Source organism: Pseudochrobactrum algeriensis, assembly GCF_018436245.1.
Taxonomy (GTDB): Bacteria; Pseudomonadota; Alphaproteobacteria; order Rhizobiales; family Rhizobiaceae; genus Pseudochrobactrum; species Pseudochrobactrum saccharolyticum.
On the sequence record NZ_CP075361.1, the window covers coordinates 1,403,724 to 1,422,670 of the forward strand.

The following is an 18,947-nucleotide window of genomic DNA, read 5'->3' on the forward strand; positions in this document are numbered from 1 at the left end:
AACTGAAAAGCCGGATTTCAGGGGGAAATGCTGCTTCCGGCATTTTGCCGGCGCAACTCCCTGCGCATCCGGTAGCCCGTAATTGCTTCACGATAAAGCATATAGCAACCGCTGGCGACCACGATTGCCGAGCCGATCAACGTATTCTGATCCGGTATCTGATTGAATACAATATAGCTCAGCGCAATCGCCCAGAGCAGGCTGGTATAGCGAAACGGCGATGCAAAGGACATGTCACCGGCGCGGGTGGCAAGGATAATGCAGTGATAGCCGATGATGAGCAGCACAGCAGCAATGCTGACATGGATAATATCTGTCGTCGTCGGCTGAACCCAGCCGGTATCCGTCTGCATGATAATGAAACCGGTAATGGTAATCATAATCGAAGTCATGGCAGAAATCAGAATGGTCGGGATCTGCATATTGATGCGGCGGGTCGAGAGGTCGCGCATGGCTGTAAAGCAGACACCAACAAGCAGCAGCAGAGCATAGGCATTCATGCCGGTACCGTCGCCGTCGCCACCGGGGCGGATGATAATCAATACGCCGATAAAACCGATGCCAATTGACAACCAGCGCCGCCAGCCGACTTTTTCACCGAGAAACAGCACTGCGCCCAGCGTTACCGCCAGCGGTACTGCCTGATAGACGGATGAGACAAATGCGAGGGACAGATGTGTGAGGCCCACCAGATAAAAGGTCGTCGCGCCGACCTCGCCAAAGCCGCGCAGGATGGTGACTTTGTCCAATGCATCGCGCCAGCGGCTGAGCACACCTTGTCGGGCGGCAATAAAGGCCAGCAGGAGAATGCATAATAATCCGCGCATAAACATGAATTGCCCGAGATTGAGCGTCTGCGTGGAATATTTGGTCAGAGCATCGCCGATGGCGAAGACACCCATACCGAGCATCATATAAAGACTGGAGCGGATATTAGCTGAAAGTGCCACGGTCATATTCCTGCAGGAAAAGCTGAAGAGCTTTTCATTTAGAGCATTGTCCTGCGCAAAAGGCTCACGCACTTTTGCCGGAAATGCTTTTATGCCGGACTTATAACAAGTATTTATGCGACATGGTCACCCGTTTGCGTCATGCACAGCAAAATAATGATATAAAAATCAAGATAATGCCGGTTTATGATCCGGATTAGGCCATGTGACATCGCATGGTCGCTGGCGTTAAATGAGTTCACTTAACGCTGATACGCTTTAGCCACCGGTGACACTCATATGACGCGAGACTGCAGGGCGGTTATGCCGCCGGTCGATGATGAAGTCATGGCCTTTTGGCTTGCGCAAAATTGCATTGTCGATTGCTTCAGACAGCAGCGCATTATCAGCACTTGCCCGCAACGGTTCACGCAGATCAGCCGCATCTTCCTGACCAAGGCACATATAAAGCGTGCCGGTGCAGGTGATGCGCACGCGGTTGCAGCTTTCGCAGAAATTATGGGTCATCGGCGTAATAAAGCCGAGGCGACCGCCGGTTTCCGAAATCTGCACATAACGGGCAGGCCCGCCGGTCTGGTAGGGAATATCCGTCATGGTGAACTGGCGTGCAAGTGAAGCACGCAGCATGGAGAGCGGCAGATACTGATCTGTGCGGTCGAGATCAATCTCGCCCATCGGCATGGTTTCAATCAGTGTCATATCCATGCCGCGGCCATGCGCCCAGCGCAGTATGTCCGGAATTTCGTGATCATTGAAGCCTTTGAGAGCCACAGCATTGAGCTTGATATGAATGCCTGCTTTTTGCGCTGCATCAATCCCGCGCAGAACCTGTGCCAGATCACCCCAGCGGGTAATTGTCTTGAACTTTTCCGCATCCAGCGTGTCGAGCGAGACATTGATGCGTTTGATACCGCAGGCGGCAAGTTCCTCTGCATAGCGGGAAAGCTGCGAACCATTGGTGGTCAAAGTCAGTTCATCAAGCGCACCGGCTTCAATATGGCGCGACAGACTGCCGATGAGGTGCATGATATTTTTGCGCACCAGCGGCTCACCACCGGTGAGGCGGATTTTGCGCACACCCTTATCAATAAAAGTTGAACAAAGGCGGTCGAGTTCTTCCAGCGACAACAGATCTTTCTTCGGCAGAAAGGTCATATGTTCGGCCATGCAATAGGTGCAGCGGAAATCACAGCGGTCAGTTACAGAAACGCGCAAATAGGTGATTGCCCGTCCGAACGGGTCAATCATAGGTGCTACCGGCGTTGTTTTTTGGGCATTCAGTGCTGTTACGTCCATATTACCTGTATATCGGCTTCTTCAGTCATCGCTTCTATATAAGAGAGATAAGCTCAACATATGGTGCTGTCCAGTACCATTATGTCACGCAGGCTCTTGCCCGTCAGTGTTTCTGATACTACCACGTAAGGCAGACGTGAATATGGTGGATCATTCAATGAGCGATATCTGGCCGGAAGAGTTGCGGGTTTCTCAAGACCGCAAAACCCTGTCTGTGACATTCAATAACGGACATAATTATTCATTTCCGGCGGAGATGCTGCGTGTCTTGTCGCCGTCAGCGGAAGTGCAGGGACATTCGCCCGAGCAGCGCGTGACTGTGCCGGGTAAGATCAATGTTGGTATTATGAAGATTGATCCGGTCGGCAATTATGCGGTGCGCATCACTTTCGATGATATGCATGATACCGGCCTGTTCACATGGATTTATCTGCATCAGCTTGGTGAGGAATATGAAACCCGCTGGCAAGGCTATCTTGATGAGCTGAAAGAGAAAAATCTCAGCCGCGAACCGAAGTTTCACTAATTACACTAAAAAGAAAGCCGGAGTTTCCTCCGGCTTTTTATTTGACCTTATGACAGGTTCAGCTCCTTGAAGAAGTCATTGCCCTTGTCGTCGATGACGATGAAGGCAGGGAAATCTTCAACTTCAATGCGCCAGATGGCTTCCATACCGAGTTCCGGATATTCGACCACTTCAACTTTCTTGATGCAGTCCTGAGCCAGACGTGCGGCAGGGCCGCCGATGGAGCCGAGGTAGAAACCGCCATGCTTGCCGCAAGCATCGCGTACCTGACGGGAGCGGTTGCCTTTAGCCAGCATGACCATGGAGCCGCCGAAAGACTGGAACTGATCCACATAGGAATCCATGCGGCCAGCAGTTGTCGGGCCGAAAGATCCTGAAGCGTAACCGGTCGGGGTCTTGGCAGGGCCTGCATAATAGATCGGATGATTTTTGAAATAATCCGGCATGCTGTCGCCGTTTTCCAGACGCTCGCGGATTTTCGCATGCGCCAGATCGCGTGCCACAATGATGGAGCCGGTCAGCGACAGGCGGGTTTTCACCGGATGCTGCGACAGGGTCTTGAGAATCTCTTCCATCGGCTGGTTGAGATCAATCTTCACCACGCTGTCGGAGAGCTTGGCTTCATCAATGTCAGGCATATATTTCGCCGGATTGGTTTCCAGCTGCTCAAGGAAAATACCGTCTTTGGTGATCTTGCCTTTTGCCTGACGGTCAGCCGAGCAGGAAACGCCCAGACCAATCGGCAGCGACGCGCCGTGGCGCGGCAGGCGAATAACGCGGACATCATGGCAGAAGTATTTGCCGCCGAACTGTGCACCCACACCGAGAGACTGGGTGAGCTTATGGATTTCCTTTTCCATCTCCAGATCGCGGAAGGCATGGCCGTCTTCTGAGCCTTTGGTCGGCAGGCTGTCGAGATAACGGGTGGAGGCGAGCTTAACAGTCTTGAGATTCTGTTCCGCCGATGTGCCGCCGATGACAATCGCCAGATGGTATGGCGGGCAGGCCGATGTGCCGAGTGTCAGGATTTTCTCTTTGAGAAACTCGATCATGCGGTCATGGGTCAGCAGGGATGGTGTGCCCTGAAACAGGAATGTCTTATTGGCTGAGCCGCCGCCTTTGGCGACAAACAGGAATTTATAGGCATCTTCGCCTTCCTGATAAATGTCGATCTGTGCAGGCAGGTTGTTTTTGGTGTTCTGCTCTTTGAACATTTCCAGCGGTGCCAGCTGGGAATAGCGCAGGTTCTTTTTGAAATAGGCATCCATCACACCGGAACCCAGCGCGCTTTCATCGCCGCCTTCAGTCCAGACACGACGGCCTTTTTTACCCATAATGATCGCGGTGCCGGTATCCTGACACATAGGCAGCACGCCGCCAGCGGCAATATTCGCGTTTTTCAAAAGATCATAGGCAACAAAACGGTCATTATCGGTTGCTTCCGGATCTTCCATAATATTGCTGAGCTGCTGCAGATGACCCGGACGCAGCAGATGGTTGATGTCGGCAAAAGCAGCTTCAGCCAGCAGACGCAGGCCTTCCTGTTCAACAGTCAGGATTTCCTGACCTTTAAATGTATCGACCGAGACATAATCAGATGTCAGTTTGCGATAGGGGGTTGTGTCCTCACCAAGCGGAAACATTCCGGTATTTACTTGCTCAGCCATATATCACCTTGTTCGCCGGTTTTGCCGCTGAGGTTTCAGCAGACAGCCGGTCAGACGTAAGTTATCAGATGACGGGCTTTTAACGCTTGTGGCCGCTATTGCCACTGCGGCAGATTGATCTTTTTCTAAGTTTTGACGGGAGAAGGGGCTTTGGCCGCTAAAATTATATTTATTGTTAAAAGTTTCTAAATCACAATGGCACACACTATTGGGAATGAATCATTGCGGTGCCGGATCATTTCGCCGTTCACTGCCTGCATAGCTTGTTTTGCTCGAGAACTGACGGACAGATATGACACTTTCGCTGAAATCCTTTCCCCTGATCGTAAGTTCTTCCATGCGCAATGCATTTTTTACAACGGCTATCACCGCTGTTACCGGTATTTCTGTGCTGGCTCCGGTGCAGTCAGCCAATGCAGCCAGCAATCTGATGGATTTGTTCCGTGAGAAGCGCGAGGCGCGTGAAATGCAGCGCCAGCAAATACAGCAGCCTGTTCAGCAGGTGCCGCAAGCCACAGGCGCAGCGCGCACTGCCAAGCCTGCCGGTGCCGCGCAGCCTGCCAAAAGCGTAACTGCGCCTGTTAAAGCTGTTTCGGTTAAAGGCCCGCAGATTTACGATTACAAGCCAGAAAAGCTGGTGAAAGTGGATTTCACCGCGGTTGATATGCAACTGACCGCAGCCATTTCTGAGGATGAGGGTGGCTTGCTGCCGTCCGCACTTTATGCTGAAGCTGTGGGTTTTATCAGTACTCTGCCGCAGCGTGCCGACGGCTTGATTAATCCGGTTGCCAAAAAGACCACGGCGCAATCAGGCACAGCGCTGGTGACTGCAGTTCTGGATGCAATGAAAACCACGGATGTTAAGGCTGAGCAGTCTGTTGCCGAGGCTATTGTATCCTTCTATGCAACCGAGCAGGCACTTCTGTGGTCTGATGGTCTGAATGTTTCTTCCCGTGCTGAAGATGTGCTGGCGCTGTTTGAACGGGCAGAAGAAGAGGGGCTGGTTCCTGCTGAATATGCGGTGAAAGTGCCTGATCTGACCTTTGACGCTGCGCAAAAAGATCAGCGCATCCGTGAAATGGCGGCATTTGAAATCAACCTGACCGCACGGGCATTGCGCTATGCGCTGGATGCCGGTGAGGGACGGGTGATTGCCAATCGTCTGAGCGGCTTCCATGATCTGCCGCGCAATCGCATAAAGCCGGAACTGGTGCTGAAAACTCTGGAAGATGCATCTGATCCGGTAGAAGTGCTTAGCAGTTTCAATCCGCAAAACAGCTATTATCAGAAGCTGAAAGCGCAGCTGGCTTCGATGAAGCCGGAAACAAAAAACACTGTGCGTATTGCCGCGGATACGCTGATTAAACCAGGTCAGGACAATGCGGAACTGCCTAAAATTCTGGCGCTGATCGTACAAAAAGCACCAGCCGGTTATCTGAATAGCTATCAGGAGATGTTTGACCGTCATAAAGACGGGACACTTTATGATCCTGAACTGGTGGCTGCGGTTAAAGACTATCAGAAGCTGATGGGCAAGGTGCCGGATGGTGTGATTGGTCGCGCGACCATCGCAGGCTTGCAGGGCGAAACATCTTCGGTCAAACGCGAGCGTATTCTCTATGCGATGGAACGCCTGCGCTGGCTGCCGCGTGACTTCGGTCAGCGCTATGTCTTCGTCAATCAACCTGCCTATCGTGCACAATATTTCGATCAGGGCAAAGAGCAGCTGGCAATGGATGTGGTGATCGGTTCACCGCGCAACCAGACGCATTTCTTCTATGACACAATCAGCACCGTGGTATTTAACCCGTCATGGGGCGTGCCGCGTTCTATTGTAATGAATGAAATGATGCCGCGTATTCTGGCTGATTCCGGCTATCTTGATCGCAATAATTATGAAGTGATTGCCGGTGGCAAGCGCGTGGCTTCATCCTCGGTCAACTGGTCTGCGGTTGCGCAAGGTAAAGCGCATGTCGGCGTGCGCCAGAAGCCGGGGCCGAGCAATGCGCTGGGCGAGTTGAAGATTCTGTTCCCGAACAGCCACGATATCTATCTGCATGACACGCCGTCAAAAGCAGCGTTCAAGCGGGATATGCGGGCGATCAGCCATGGCTGTATCCGTCTGGCCGATCCACGTGCCATGGCTTCTGCGGTCATGAGTACCGGTGAAGAAAATCTGACCAAATATTTCGGCAAAAATGAGCGCGGTATCAAAGTGCCGTCCGGTGTGCCGATTTACCTGACCTATTTCACCGCATGGCCGGATGAGGCAAGTGGTAAAATCCGTTATTATGACGATGTTTATGCGCGTGATGAAGGTCTGGCAAAGGCTTTCCAAAAAACGGAACAGAGTCGGGTTGCGGCAATGTAAACAAGAGAAAAGGGCGGTCAAACCGCTCTTTTTTTGTTTGAAATAGTGTGATTGCGCGCGCTGTCGCAAACTCTTCACTTTAATATTGTTTGAAAATCCGGAAATTAACATCTGATTGGCCGAAGTCCTTTGCGTCCGGCAATCTGATTGGTTATCAATAGCGCGAAATTTCTGTAATACCGTTTCGGCTGATGAGGGCGGCGCGGTGTTGGCTCTACCGGTTTGTTTTACGCATTGTCTTTACGCAAAACCGCTTCGTCATTTTGCCGGACATGCTTTATGGAAGGATACTCCCAATGACTGCGATCATCGATATTGTCGGTCGTGAAATTCTCGACAGCCGCGGCAATCCGACTGTTGAAGTTGACGTGACACTGGAAGACGGTTCTTTTGGCCGTGCGGCTGTACCAAGCGGTGCATCAACCGGCGCTCACGAAGCAGTTGAACTGCGTGATGGCGGTACCCGTTACTTAGGTAAAGGCGTTGAACAGGCTGTTGAAGCCGTCAATGGTGCGATTTTTGACGCGCTGGCCGGTCATGAAGCGGAATATCAGATCGAAATCGACCAGACCATGATTGATCTGGACGGTACGCCAAACAAAAGCCGCCTCGGCGCCAATGCTATCCTCGGCGTATCGCTGGCTGTTGCCAAAGCTGCTGCGCAGGCTTCCGGCCAGCCGCTGTATCGCTATGTTGGCGGTGCCAATGCCCATATCCTGCCTGTACCGATGATGAACATCATCAATGGCGGCGCTCATGCGGACAACCCGATTGATTTTCAGGAATTCATGATTCTGCCGGTCGGCGCATCATCGCTCCGTGAAGCTGTGCGTTACGGTGCGGAAGTGTTCCACACACTGAAATCCCGTTTGAAAGCTGCCGGTCACAACACCAATGTCGGTGACGAGGGCGGTTTCGCTCCAAATCTGCTGAGCGCGGAAGCAGCGCTTGATTTCGTTATGGAATCGATTGCGAAAGCCGGTTTCAAGCCAGGTGAAGAAATTGCAATCGGTCTGGATTGCGCCGCGACTGAATTCTTCAAAGGCGGTAACTACGTCTATGAAGGTGAAGGCGTAACACGCACACCGCAGCAGCAGGCTGAATATCTGGCCAAGCTCGCCGCTGACTATCCGATCATCAGCATTGAAGATGGTATGTCGGAAGATGATTGGGCAGGCTGGAAGACCCTCACCGATCTGACAGGCAAGAAAACCCAGCTCGTTGGTGATGATCTGTTCGTAACCAATTCCGCACGATTGCGTGATGGTATCAAAATGGGCGTTGCCAATTCCATTCTGGTTAAAGTCAACCAGATCGGCACGCTGTCTGAAACCATGGATGCCGTGGAAACCGCTCATAAGAACGGCTACACCGCTGTGATGTCGCACCGCTCGGGCGAAACAGAAGATTCCACCATTGCGGATCTCGCTGTTGCCACCAATTGCGGCCAGATCAAAACCGGCTCGCTGGCACGTTCAGACCGGTTGGCAAAATACAATCAGCTGATCCGTATTGAAGAAGAGCTCGGCACGCAGGCACGTTATGCCGGTCGCGCAGCTTTCAAAGGCCTCTAAGATCTTGCTTTGAAATAAATTGAGAAAAGGCCTGCATGAAAATGCAGGCCTTTTTTGTAAAGAAGCTGTTTTTGGTTTGGTTCTGTAAGTCTCTGTTAAGGCTAATATGCTTTAAATAAATATCGGGTGGAATTTATCGTGTTTCGATAAATCCAGTCCTTATTTACGGGCAGATATCCGCGTATCGGATGCGTATTGCTCCAGAGGTGTGAGTATGTGGACAAAACAAAAGCGTAAAAGCATTAAAGGCCGCCTGATTGTGCCGGTTCTGGCTACGGCTTTTTTGTCCTATTTTGGTTTTCATGCTTATAATGGTGCCTATGGTATCTATTCCAAGGAACAATTGCTGGCGCAAACCGTTTCGCTCAATAAGCAACTGACTGATCTGACCGAGCAGAGAGAGTCTTTGGAGCGACAGGTTTTGCAGCTTCGTGATGGTTCAATTGACAAGGATATTCTGGATGAGCAGGCGCGCCGCGCATTGAATCTGTCTCATGCGGATGAGGTTACAATTATTGTCGATCGCGGCAAAAAGACCAATTAACTGAATTGCAGCTAATTGGATGTTTTCTTATTATTTTCAATAGCTTAAATAGTGCAAAATTAGCTGTTTAGACATATTGTAAGTTTGGCTGATGAGGTTTATTCTGCGCCCACCATAACAGGGAGCAAAATATGGCACCTAGGGCACAAAAAACTGCTGCGGGTAAATCGCAGGCAGCTCTGTCTAACACTCTCAAGGCACCCCAGCCTAACCAGTTCACCAAAGAAGAAGATCTTCACGCTTACCGTGAGATGCTGCTGATCCGTCGCTTCGAAGAAAAAGCCGGTCAGCTCTATGGTATGGGTTTCATCGGCGGTTTCTGTCACCTTTACATTGGTCAGGAAGCTGTTGTTGTCGGCATGCAGAAAGCCATGCAGGAAGGCGATCAGGTTATCACTGCCTATCGCGACCACGGTCACATGCTTGCAGCCGGTATGAGCGCGCGCGGCGTGATGGCTGAGCTGACCGGTCGTCGCGGCGGCTTGTCGAAAGGCAAGGGCGGCTCGATGCATATGTTCTCGAAAGAGAAGCATTTCTACGGCGGTCACGGTATTGTTGGTGCGCAGGTGTCGCTCGGTACCGGTCTGGCTTTTGCAAACCGCTATCGCGGTAATGACAGCGTTTCCATCACCTATTTCGGTGACGGCGCTGCCAACCAGGGTCAGGTTTACGAAAGCTTCAACATGGCATCGCTGTGGAAGCTGCCGGTTGTATTTGTGATCGAAAACAACCGTTATGCAATGGGTACGGCTGTAACCCGCGCTTCGGCTGAAACCGATTTCTCCCGTCGCGGTCTGTCTTTCAATATTCCTGGTATTCAGGTTGATGGCATGGATGTGCGCGCTGTGAACGCCGCCAGTGAAGAAGCACTGGAATGGGCACGTTCCGGCAAGGGTCCGATCATTCTCGAAATGCAGACCTATCGTTACCGTGGTCACTCGATGTCCGATCCTGCGAAATACCGCAGCAAGGATGAAGTGCAGAAAATGCGCTCCGAGCATGATCCGATCGAGCAGGTTAAATACCGCATGATGGATAATGGCTGGTTCTCGGAAGATGATCTGAAGGCGATTGATAAGGAAGTTCGTGACATCGTTGCTGATTCAGCAGACTTTGCACAGAATGATCCGGAGCCGGATGCATCTGAACTCTACACTGATATTCTGCTGTAAGGAGCGAGCGCTATGCCTGTTGAAATTCTTATGCCAGCGCTCTCCCCGACAATGGAAGAGGGCAAACTCTCCAAATGGCTGAAAAAGGAAGGCGACAAAGTCGCTTCCGGTGATGTCATTGCTGAGATAGAAACCGATAAAGCAACCATGGAAGTGGAAGCTGTTGACGAAGGCACTATCGGCAAACTGCTGATTGCTGAAGGTACTGAAGGCGTTAAGGTAAACTCAGTGATTGCTGTGTTGCTGGCTGACGGTGAAAGCGCTGACAGCATTGGCGCAGCAGCTCCTGCTGCAGCGCCTGCCGTTGAACAGCCGACCATGGTTACTTCGGAAGCACCAGTTGTTGCCGGTGAGAAGCCAGGTGCTTCAACACCTGCGGCTCCGGTTCCTGCTGCTCCTAAGCTTGAAGTTGCCAATGATCCGGATATTCCGGCTGGTACAAAGATGGTGCCGACCACCGTTCGTGACGCTCTGCGTGACGCAATGGCTGAAGAAATGCGCCGCGACCCTGACGTATTCGTCATGGGTGAAGAAGTTGCTGAATATGAAGGTGCCTATAAGGTAACCAAAGGCCTTCTGGCTGAATTCGGTGACAAGCGCGTTGTCGATACACCAATCACCGAGCACGGCTTTGCCGGTATCGCTGTTGGTGCTGCCTATACCGGTCTGCGTCCGATTGTTGAGTTCATGACCTTCAACTTCGCCATGCAGGCGATTGACCAGATCATCAACTCTGCTGCCAAGACATTGTATATGTCCGGTGGTCAGATGGGCGCGCCTATGGTGTTCCGTGGTCCTTCGGGTGCGGCTGCCCGTGTTGGTGCACAGCACTCCCAGTGCTATGCGGCATGGTACAGCCATATTCCGGGTCTGAAGGTCATCATGCCTTATTCGGCTGCTGATGCTAAAGGTCTGCTCAAGGCTGCGATCCGTGATCCGAACCCGATCATCTTCCTTGAAAACGAAGTTATGTATGGTCACACATTTGATGTGCCGGACATTGAAGATTTCGTGCTGCCAATCGGCAAGGCCCGCATTCACAAAGTCGGTAAAGATGCGACCATCGTGTCCTTCGGTATCGGCATGACCTATGCGATCAAGGCCGCTGAAGAGCTGGCTCAGCAGGGTATCGACGTTGAAATCATCGATCTGCGTACCATCCGTCCGATGGATATGCCGACTGTGATTGAATCGGTCAAAAAGACCGGCCGTCTGGTGACTGTTGAAGAAGGCTTCCCGCAGTCTTCCGTGGGTACAGAAATTGCAACCCGCGTGATGCAGCAGGCTTTCGACTATCTTGATGCGCCGATTATGACCATTGCCGGTAAAGACGTGCCGATGCCATATGCCGCCAACCTTGAAAAGCTGGCACTGCCATCGGTTGCGGAAGTTGTTGAGGCTGTTAAAGCTGTCACCTACGCTCGTTAAGGGGAAGATTAAACATGGCTATCAAAATCACGATGCCGGCTCTTTCTCCGACAATGGAAGAAGGTAATCTGGCAAAATGGCTGGTCAAAGAAGGCGATAAAGTCTCCGCAGGTGACGTTATTGCCGAGATCGAAACCGACAAGGCAACTATGGAAGTAGAAGCCGTTGATGAAGGTATCGTAGCCAAGCTGGTTGTGCCTGCAGGAACTGAAAGCGTGAAGGTCAATGCCCTGATCGCTGTTCTGGCGGAAGATGGTGAAGATGTTGCTGAAGCTGCGAAAGCAGCTTCAGGCGATGCACCTGCCGCAGCGCCAAAAGCTGAAGCCGCTGCACCGGTTGCTGCCACTGCTCCTGCACCGGTTGCTGCTGCTCCAGCAGCGACACCTGCACCTGCACCTGCTGCGGCTGCTCCGGCTCCTGCTGCTAAAGGCGAGCGTCTGTTCGCTTCGCCGCTGGCACGTCGCGTTGCCAAGGATGCAGGCGTGGAACTGGCTGCCGTTTCCGGCACCGGACCGCATGGCCGCATCATCCGCAAGGATGTTGAAGCTGCGATTGCTTCCGGCGTTAAAGCTCCTGCCAAGCCGGTTGCTTCTTCTGCTGCACCTCAGATTGCTGTTTCCGGCGCTTCGGATGAAGCCACCCTCAAAATGTTTGAGGAAGGTTCATACGAGCTGGTACCACATGACGGTATGCGCAAAACCATTGCGCGCCGCCTGATGGAATCCAAGCTGACTGTTCCGCATTTCTATCTGACGATTGATTGCGAACTGGATGCTCTGCTGGCGCTGCGTTCACAGCTCAATGCTGCGGCACCACTGATCAAAACCGAAAAGGGCGAAGTGCCCGCTTACAAGCTTTCGGTCAATGATCTGGTGATCAAGGCAACGGCTCTGGCACTGCGCGATATTCCGGAAGCCAATGTTTCCTGGACTGATGCAGGCATGGTCAAGCACAAACATGCGGATGTAGGCGTTGCCGTTTCTATTCCGGGTGGCCTGATTACGCCAATCGTTCGCGGTGCAGAAACCAAAGCTCTGTCTGCCATCTCCAATGAGATGAAAGATCTGGCCAAGCGCGCCCGCGACCGTAAGCTGAAGCCTTCGGAATATCAGGGCGGCACCACTTCGGTGTCCAACCTCGGTATGTTCGGCGTCAAAGACTTCGCAGCGATCATCAACCCGCCACATGCAACAATCTTTGCAGTTGGTGCCGGTGAACAGCGTGCAGTTGTCAAAAACGGCGAACTGGCTGTAGCAACCGTTATGTCCGTCACGCTTTCCACTGACCACCGTGCCGTTGATGGTGCGTTGGCTGCGGAACTGGCGAAGGTTTTCAAGAACTATATTGAAAACCCGCTCGGCATGCTGGTCTAAGAAAAGACAGGCGCCTCAGATTTCTGGGGCGCCGTTGCTTTCCCGCAAAAGGCGCGAACATGAAATCAGTTTTATGTTTTGGTGATTCACTGACATGGGGCTATCAGGCACCGGATGGTGCACGTCTGCCGCTTGAGGATCGCTGGCCGTCTGTTTTGCAGAAGGCGCTCGGTTCTCAGGCGCATGTGATCGCTGAAGGTCTGAACGGCCGCACCACCGCTTTTGACGATCATACCGCACCGGAAGACCGTAACGGTTCGCGTATCCTGCCGACATTGCTGGGTACTCATGCGCCGCTTGATCTGGTGATTATCCTGCTCGGCAGCAATGATATGAAGCCGCAGGTCGTTGGCGATGCTTTTTCCAGCCATTGCGGTATGCGCAGATTGATCCAGATCATCCGCAATCATCCGTATCGCGAAGGCTATGCGGTGCCGGATATATTGATTGTGGCTCCGCCGCATATCACTGAGAGTGCTGATCCGTTTTTTGCCTCGCTCTTTGCCGGTGGTATTACGGAATCGCGCAAGCTGGGGCTGCTCTTGTCAGATCTGGCGGATGAAACGGAATGCAGCTTCTTTGATGCATCCGGCGTTGCGAAAACCACGCCGCTGGATGGTGTGCATCTGGATGCAGAAAATACACGGGCTATCGGCAAAGCACTGGAGCCTGTCGTGCGCCTGATACTGGGTTTGTAGTAAATTAAAAAGATAAAATGAATGATGCGCCGGTAACCGGCATAGAAACCATTCAAGGAGAATGAGCGTGTCCAACAATTACGACGTTATCGTGGTCGGTTCCGGTCCCGGCGGTTATGTAACTGCTATCCGTGCCGCTCAGCTCGGACTTAAAACCGCGATTGTTGAACGTGAGCACCTTGGCGGTATCTGCCTTAACTGGGGCTGTATTCCGACCAAAGCTCTGTTGCGCTCGGCTGAAATTCTGCATTTCGGTGAAAATGCCAAGGATTACGGCCTGATGCTCGAAGGTAAAATCAGTGCGGATGTGAAGGCAGTTGTTGCCCGTTCGCGCGGTGTGTCAGCGCGTCTCAATGGCGGCGTGGCTTATCTTATGAAGAAGAACAAGATCGATGTGATCTGGGGTGAAGCCAAAGTCACCAAAGGCGCATCTGCCGGTAAGTCTGCTGAAATCGTGGTTTCCAAAACCACCAAACAGCCGATGCTGCCACAAAATCCGGTGCCTAAAGGTGTGCTGGGTGAGGGTACTTACACAGCTAAGCACATCATTCTGGCAACCGGTGCGCGCCCTCGTGCGCTGCCTGGCATTGAGCCGGATGGCAAGCTGATCTGGACCTATTTCGAAGCAATGGTTCCGCAAGAACTGCCAAAGAGCCTGCTGGTTATGGGCTCCGGCGCAATTGGTATCGAATTCGCTTCCTTCTACCGTACCATGGGCGTTGACGTGACTGTTGTTGAAGTCATGAAAAACATCATGCCGGTTGAAGATGCAGAAATCTCGACCTTTGCCCGTAAGCTGCTTGAAAAGCAGGGCATGAAGATCATCACCGAAGCCAAAGTGACCAAAGTGGTCAAAGGCGCAAACTCGGTCACCGCCAGCGTGGAAACCAATGACGGCAAGGTGCAGGAAATCACTGCTGATCGCATGATCTCGGCTGTCGGTGTTGTCGGCAATATCGAAAATCTCGGCCTTGAAGCACTCGGCGTTAAAACTGATCGTGGTTGCGTGGTGATTGACGGTTATGGCAAGACCAATGTCGAAGGTATTTATGCCATCGGCGACGTTGCCGGTCCTCCGATGCTGGCGCACAAAGCCGAGCATGAAGGCGTTATCTGCGTTGAGAAGATTGCCGGTGTACCGAATGTTCATGCGCTGGATAAGGGCAAAATTCCGGGCTGCACTTATTGTAACCCGCAGGTTGCTTCCGTTGGTCTGACCGAAGCCAAGGCCAAAGAACAGGGCTTTGATATCCGCGTTGGCCGCTACCAGTTTGCTGCAAACGGTAAGGCAATTGCGCTGGGCGAAGATCAGGGTCTGGTTAAGACCATTTTCGATAAGAAGACCGGCCAGCTGCTCGGCGCACACATGGTTGGCGCTGAAGTCACCGAACTTATTCAGGGCTTCGTGATTGCAATGAATCTCGAAACCACTGAAGAAGAACTGATGCATTCCGTATTCCCGCATCCTACCTTGTCAGAAATGATGAAGGAAAGCGTGCTGGATGCTTATGGCAAAGTTCTGAACGCCTGATAATGATTTCCGGCCTGATGACTAAAATTCAGGCCGGTTTCACTCTTGAGAAGGATTGCAATTGCCGCTGATTAAAGACGGATCACCCTATCGCAAAGCTGCGCTGACAGTGCTGAAATATTCAACACTGATCGGTCTGGGGCTTGGTTTTGGTGTGTCGACACTCAGCTTTCTGTCCGGCAATGTGATTTCAATCAATGGCTATGCACTCTCGGGCTGGTATGGCGTATGGAGTGTAACATTGGCGCTGGGGCTGGCCGGATTTTGTTTCGGCCTGATCTGGGCACTGGTGTTCAAGGCAATCGGTGAAGCGGCGCGACGTTGAGACCGGTTGTATATAAAAGCTGACGGCTTATATGAGCTGTTATCAGTTTTGATAAGAGCAGGGTTTGAAGCTTGTAGTTTACCTTGTTCGTCCTGCCTGATAAACAGGCGCAATATTCTGGCCGGAATTTCCGGTGTTACGAAATCTGAAGGCCGCAACGGCCGTTTTGGGAAAGACATATGGTTACGCTTCTGGACACCGTTAACGACGACAGAAAACGCCTTCGTCATCCTGAGAAGGCCAACCGGCCCGACACAGCACTTTTGAAAAAGCCTGACTGGATTCGCGTGAAAGCTCCGACTTCGCGCGGCTATGGCGAGACCCGCGATATTGTGCGCTCTAACAAGCTTGTCACAGTATGCGAGGAAGCCGGCTGCCCGAATATCGGCGAGTGCTGGGATAAGAAACACGCGACATTCATGATTATGGGTGAAATCTGCACCCGTGCCTGCGCGTTCTGTAACGTATCGACCGGTATTCCGACCACTCTCGACCCGAATGAACCGGAAAATGTGGCCAAGGCCGTGAAGCAGATGGGGCTGACCCATGTGGTTATCACCTCCGTTGACCGCGATGATCTGGCCGATGGCGGCGCACAGCATTTTGCTGAAGTGATTCATGCAATCCGCGCAGCCAGCCCGCAGACTACGATTGAAATTCTGACACCGGACTTCCTGCGTAAGGAAGGTGCTCTGGAGATCGTTGTTAAGGCGCGTCCGGATGTGTTCAACCACAATCTGGAAACTGTGCCGTCCAACTATCTGAAAGTACGTCCGGGTGCCCGTTACTTCCACTCCCTGCGTCTGTTGCAGCGTGTGAAAGAACTTGACCCAACCATTTTCACCAAATCCGGTATCATGGTTGGTCTGGGTGAAGAGCGCAATGAAGTGCTCCAGCTGATGGATGATCTGCGCTCGGCTGATGTGGATTTCATGACCATTGGTCAGTATCTGCAGCCAACCCGTAAGCATCATGCGGTTATCCGCTATGTGACACCGGACGAGTTCAAATCCTTTGCCACAATCGGTAAAACCAAAGGCTTCCTGCTGGTTGCTTCCAGCCCGCTGACACGCTCTTCGCACCATGCGGGTGATGATTTTGCCAAGCTGCGTGCTGCCCGTGAAGCGCTGATCGCCAGCCGGAATTAAAACTGATAGATCATGCCGCAATTTACTGCCACACGTCAGGTTCAGCACCGCGCGGAGCAAATGTTTGCTCTCGTCGCGGATGTTGAAACTTATCCGCAATTTGTCCCGATGTGTGAAGCATTGACCATCCGCTCGCGTAAAGAGCGCGATGGCAAGACATTACTGGTGGCCGACATGACTGTCGGCTACAAACTCATCCGTGAGACATTCACCACACAGGTGCTGCTCAAGCCGGATGAGCGGGTGATTGAAGTCAAATATATTGACGGCCCGTTCCGCTATCTCGACAACCGCTGGACATTTGTACCGGTCGGTGACGGTACGCATAGCGATGTGGATTTTTTCATTGATTATGAATTTAAGAGCCGCACGCTTGGTCTGGTAATGGGCTCGATGTTTGATCTGGCTTTCCGCAAATTTGCGGAAGCTTTTGAAAAACGCGCCGATCAGATTTATGGCATCAAAACCGGCGATGCGATTAAGTAATTAAAATTACTCAGCCAGTCTTTTCAGAACCAAATCCAGTGCGGCCTGCACTGTAGCTAAGCGGATGGCTTCGCGCGATTGGTCGCCGAAGCGGCATTCCAGATGCAAGGTTTCAAAACCCTGTCTCGCACAGGCAATATGCACCAGTCCGACAGGTTTTTCCGCTGTGCCTCCTGATGGGCCCGCAACGCCGGTGACTGCAATGCTTATACCGGCTTGCGGGGTATGTTTCAGCGCACCTTCAGCCATGGCAATAGCAACAGGTTTCGACACTGCACCAAAATCACGAAGCAGGCTTTGAGAAACACCGATCAGTGAAGCTTTGGCTTCATTGCTATAGGTGACAAAACCACAATCAACCACATCGGACGAACCGGCAATGTCGGTCAGTGCGGCGGCAATCATACCGCCGGTGCAGGATTCGGCAGTAGTAATCATGAGCTGCGCCTTGCGGCAGGCATCAAGAACGGCGAGAGCTTGTTCTTCTGCTACGAGACCCATGAATATACCTTCCTTTATGCGGGCACTTCACCCGGATAGATAACGCTGACAGTTACGATAGAGGCAATGCCTTCCTTACGGCCGACAAACCCCATTTTCTCATTGGTCGTGGCTTTGACCGAAACACGATCTGTGCTCACACCCAGCATATCCGCGAGTTCTGCGGTCATGGTTTCACGATGAGGGCCGATTTTCGGCTCTTCGGCAATCAGTGTAATATCGGCGTTGGCAATACGTCCACCGGCTTCGCGCACGGTTTTAACTGCAAACTCAACAAATTGCCGTGAGGCAGCACCTTTCCACTGCGGATCAGACGGTGGGAAATGCGTGCCGATATCGCCTGCGCCGCGGGTGGCGAGCAGGGCGTCCGTCAGCGCATGCAGCGCCACATCGGCATCGGAGTGGCCATTGAGCTTATGTGTGTGCGGAATTTTCACGCCGCAGAGCCACACATGGTCGCCTGCTTCGAAACTATGCACGTCATAACCATTGCCCGTGCGGATGTCCGGAAAAGCAACCATATCCTGACGCAAGCGCTGATCTGCCATTTCAATATCCTTCGCCCATGTAATTTTAGTGTTGTCGGCTGAGCCTTCGACAACACGAACAGGTATGCTCTGCCATTCTGCAATGGCGGCATCATCGGTGAAATCTGTGCGTCCCAATGCAAATGCTGCATTATGCGCATCGAGAATTGGGGCGAAGGGAAAACTCTGCGGTGTCTGCGCAGCAAAAAGACCTGCGCGCGGCACGGTTTTGGTCACCAAGGCATCGCCGCCAGCCTGTTTCAGTGTGTCGGAAACGGCAAGGGCAGGCAGTACGCCGGTTTGCGGGTGCAGGGCAATCATTATGCGCTTGAGCAAATCCTGCGTAATAAACGGACGCACGCCGTCATGAATCATCACATAATCCGGTGCATTATCGCACAAAGCGAGCAGGCCGAGACGGGTGGATTCCTGCCGTGTCGGGCCACCGGTAACAAGGCGGATACGCGCGGCATCAATATCAGCGCGTTGCAGTGCAGCATGATAAAGATCGTGATCGTCGGAATGGATCACCACCACCACAGGCGAAATCTGCTCGCAGGCCAGAAAAGTGCGTAAAGTATGCGCCAGCACGGCCTGACCGCCGATACGACGATATTGCTTAGGGCCTTCGGTGCTTTGACCGGCGCGTTCTCCGCGTCCTGCGGCGACTATAACTGCTGCTGTGCGAATGAGAAAAGCCTTTCCGAGCTGTCACACCTCTGTTTATAGCGAATACCGCCTTGATAAACGAAATGCCAGTGATGTTTTTTTGATAATGGATTCATCGGTTAATCACATTGCGACGAATCCGCTTTTTCTTGCATGAAGAT

At 52.3% G+C, this 18,947-nt stretch carries 17 protein-coding genes; 12 read left to right on the forward strand and 5 right to left on the reverse strand.

The window, feature by feature from the left end; translation table 11 throughout:
- Nucleotides 1–17: 17 nt before the first annotated feature.
- Both KHQ09_RS08565 and moaA read right to left on the reverse strand, forming a co-directional pair.
- Complete coding sequence (locus KHQ09_RS08565; RefSeq protein ID WP_213597673.1) at nt 18–950, reverse strand: DMT family transporter; 933 nt, start codon at nt 948–950, stop codon at nt 18–20.
- A gap of 258 nt (nt 951–1,208) precedes the next feature.
- Nucleotides 1,209–2,246, reverse strand: coding sequence for a GTP 3',8-cyclase MoaA (gene moaA / locus KHQ09_RS08570; RefSeq protein ID WP_338019234.1), 1,038 nt, complete (start codon nt 2,244–2,246; stop codon nt 1,209–1,211).
- Between the two features lie 157 nt (nt 2,247–2,403).
- Between moaA and KHQ09_RS08575 the strand changes: the two genes are divergently transcribed.
- A complete protein-coding gene (locus KHQ09_RS08575) occupies nt 2,404–2,772 on the forward strand; it encodes a gamma-butyrobetaine hydroxylase family protein (RefSeq protein WP_028233980.1) in 369 nt (122 codons plus the stop codon).
- 47 nt (nt 2,773–2,819) lie between these two features.
- Here KHQ09_RS08575 and KHQ09_RS08580 read toward each other — a convergent pair whose 3' ends face one another.
- Nucleotides 2,820–4,439 (reverse strand): fumarate hydratase, encoded by a 1,620-nt coding sequence (locus KHQ09_RS08580; protein ID WP_213597677.1) that lies wholly within the window; start codon nt 4,437–4,439, stop codon nt 2,820–2,822.
- Nucleotides 4,440–4,731: 292 nt separating this feature from the next.
- On the opposite strand from KHQ09_RS08580, the gene KHQ09_RS08585 reads away from it, so the two are divergent.
- The 11 genes from KHQ09_RS08585 to KHQ09_RS08635 all read left to right on the forward strand — a co-directional run bounded on the left by KHQ09_RS08585 (nt 4,732) and on the right by KHQ09_RS08635 (nt 17,089).
- Nucleotides 4,732–6,810, forward strand: a complete 2,079-nt coding sequence (locus tag KHQ09_RS08585; protein ID WP_238481596.1) for a L,D-transpeptidase family protein — start codon at nt 4,732–4,734, stop codon at nt 6,808–6,810.
- Nucleotides 6,811–7,106: 296 nt separating this feature from the next.
- The gene (gene eno / locus KHQ09_RS08590; protein ID WP_213597679.1) at nt 7,107–8,384 is read left to right on the forward strand and encodes a phosphopyruvate hydratase; all 1,278 of its coding nucleotides are present in this window, start codon (nt 7,107–7,109) and stop codon (nt 8,382–8,384) included.
- A gap of 214 nt (nt 8,385–8,598) precedes the next feature.
- Complete coding sequence (locus KHQ09_RS08595) at nt 8,599–8,928, forward strand: FtsB family cell division protein (RefSeq protein WP_022712372.1); 330 nt, start codon at nt 8,599–8,601, stop codon at nt 8,926–8,928.
- A 131-nt stretch (nt 8,929–9,059) separates the two neighbouring features.
- A complete protein-coding gene (gene pdhA / locus KHQ09_RS08600; RefSeq protein WP_022712371.1) occupies nt 9,060–10,100 on the forward strand; it encodes a pyruvate dehydrogenase (acetyl-transferring) E1 component subunit alpha in 1,041 nt (346 codons plus the stop codon).
- A gap of 12 nt (nt 10,101–10,112) precedes the next feature.
- The gene (locus KHQ09_RS08605; protein ID WP_213597681.1) at nt 10,113–11,528 is read left to right on the forward strand and encodes a pyruvate dehydrogenase complex E1 component subunit beta; all 1,416 of its coding nucleotides are present in this window, start codon (nt 10,113–10,115) and stop codon (nt 11,526–11,528) included.
- 14 nt (nt 11,529–11,542) lie between these two features.
- A complete protein-coding gene (locus KHQ09_RS08610) occupies nt 11,543–12,901 on the forward strand; it encodes a pyruvate dehydrogenase complex dihydrolipoamide acetyltransferase (protein ID WP_213597683.1) in 1,359 nt (452 codons plus the stop codon).
- A 59-nt stretch (nt 12,902–12,960) separates the two neighbouring features.
- Nucleotides 12,961–13,599 (forward strand): SGNH/GDSL hydrolase family protein, encoded by a 639-nt coding sequence (locus KHQ09_RS08615; protein WP_213597685.1) that lies wholly within the window; start codon nt 12,961–12,963, stop codon nt 13,597–13,599.
- Nucleotides 13,600–13,666: 67 nt separating this feature from the next.
- Nucleotides 13,667–15,130, forward strand: a complete 1,464-nt coding sequence (lpdA, locus tag KHQ09_RS08620; protein ID WP_213597687.1) for a dihydrolipoyl dehydrogenase — start codon at nt 13,667–13,669, stop codon at nt 15,128–15,130.
- Nucleotides 15,131–15,257: 127 nt separating this feature from the next.
- Nucleotides 15,258–15,455 carry a hypothetical protein gene (locus KHQ09_RS08625; protein WP_028233977.1) on the forward strand — a complete coding sequence of 66 codons (198 nt, stop codon included), beginning with the start codon at nt 15,258–15,260 and terminating at the stop codon, nt 15,453–15,455.
- Nucleotides 15,456–15,634: 179 nt separating this feature from the next.
- Nucleotides 15,635–16,603: a lipoyl synthase gene (gene lipA, locus KHQ09_RS08630; protein ID WP_213597690.1), complete on the forward strand. Its 969-nt coding sequence runs from the start codon at nt 15,635–15,637 to the stop codon at nt 16,601–16,603.
- A 12-nt stretch (nt 16,604–16,615) separates the two neighbouring features.
- Nucleotides 16,616–17,089, forward strand: a complete 474-nt coding sequence (locus tag KHQ09_RS08635; RefSeq protein ID WP_116088047.1) for a type II toxin-antitoxin system RatA family toxin — start codon at nt 16,616–16,618, stop codon at nt 17,087–17,089.
- Between the two features lie 6 nt (nt 17,090–17,095).
- Here the strand turns inward: KHQ09_RS08635 and KHQ09_RS08640 are convergent, their stop codons facing one another.
- On the reverse strand, nt 17,096–17,590 hold the full coding sequence (locus KHQ09_RS08640; protein WP_213597692.1) for a CinA family protein: 495 nt from the start codon (nt 17,588–17,590) through the stop codon (nt 17,096–17,098).
- Between the two features lie 14 nt (nt 17,591–17,604).
- Nucleotides 17,605–18,807, reverse strand: a complete 1,203-nt coding sequence (locus tag KHQ09_RS08645) for a bifunctional 2-C-methyl-D-erythritol 4-phosphate cytidylyltransferase/2-C-methyl-D-erythritol 2,4-cyclodiphosphate synthase (RefSeq protein WP_213599897.1) — start codon at nt 18,805–18,807, stop codon at nt 17,605–17,607.
- Nucleotides 18,808–18,947: the final 140 nt, after the last annotated feature.

Bases quoted from the DNA above. Each gene is read 5' to 3' on its own strand.
- moaA (WP_338019234.1), bottom strand. From the start codon at position 2,246: ATGGACGTAACAGCACTGAATGCCCAAAAAACAACGCCGGTAGCACCT.
- KHQ09_RS08575 (WP_028233980.1), top strand. From the start codon at position 2,404: ATGAGCGATATCTGGCCGGAAGAGTTGCGGGTTTCTCAAGACCGCAAA.
- KHQ09_RS08580 (WP_213597677.1), bottom strand. From the start codon at position 4,439: ATGGCTGAGCAAGTAAATACCGGAATGTTTCCGCTTGGTGAGGACACA.
- KHQ09_RS08585 (WP_238481596.1), top strand. From the start codon at position 4,732: ATGACACTTTCGCTGAAATCCTTTCCCCTGATCGTAAGTTCTTCCATG.
- eno (WP_213597679.1), top strand. From the start codon at position 7,107: ATGACTGCGATCATCGATATTGTCGGTCGTGAAATTCTCGACAGCCGC.
- KHQ09_RS08595 (WP_022712372.1), top strand. From the start codon at position 8,599: ATGTGGACAAAACAAAAGCGTAAAAGCATTAAAGGCCGCCTGATTGTG.
- pdhA (WP_022712371.1), top strand. From the start codon at position 9,060: ATGGCACCTAGGGCACAAAAAACTGCTGCGGGTAAATCGCAGGCAGCT.
- KHQ09_RS08605 (WP_213597681.1), top strand. From the start codon at position 10,113: ATGCCTGTTGAAATTCTTATGCCAGCGCTCTCCCCGACAATGGAAGAG.
- KHQ09_RS08610 (WP_213597683.1), top strand. From the start codon at position 11,543: ATGGCTATCAAAATCACGATGCCGGCTCTTTCTCCGACAATGGAAGAA.
- KHQ09_RS08615 (WP_213597685.1), top strand. From the start codon at position 12,961: ATGAAATCAGTTTTATGTTTTGGTGATTCACTGACATGGGGCTATCAG.
- lipA (WP_213597690.1), top strand. From the start codon at position 15,635: ATGGTTACGCTTCTGGACACCGTTAACGACGACAGAAAACGCCTTCGT.
- KHQ09_RS08635 (WP_116088047.1), top strand. From the start codon at position 16,616: ATGCCGCAATTTACTGCCACACGTCAGGTTCAGCACCGCGCGGAGCAA.
- KHQ09_RS08640 (WP_213597692.1), bottom strand. From the start codon at position 17,590: ATGGGTCTCGTAGCAGAAGAACAAGCTCTCGCCGTTCTTGATGCCTGC.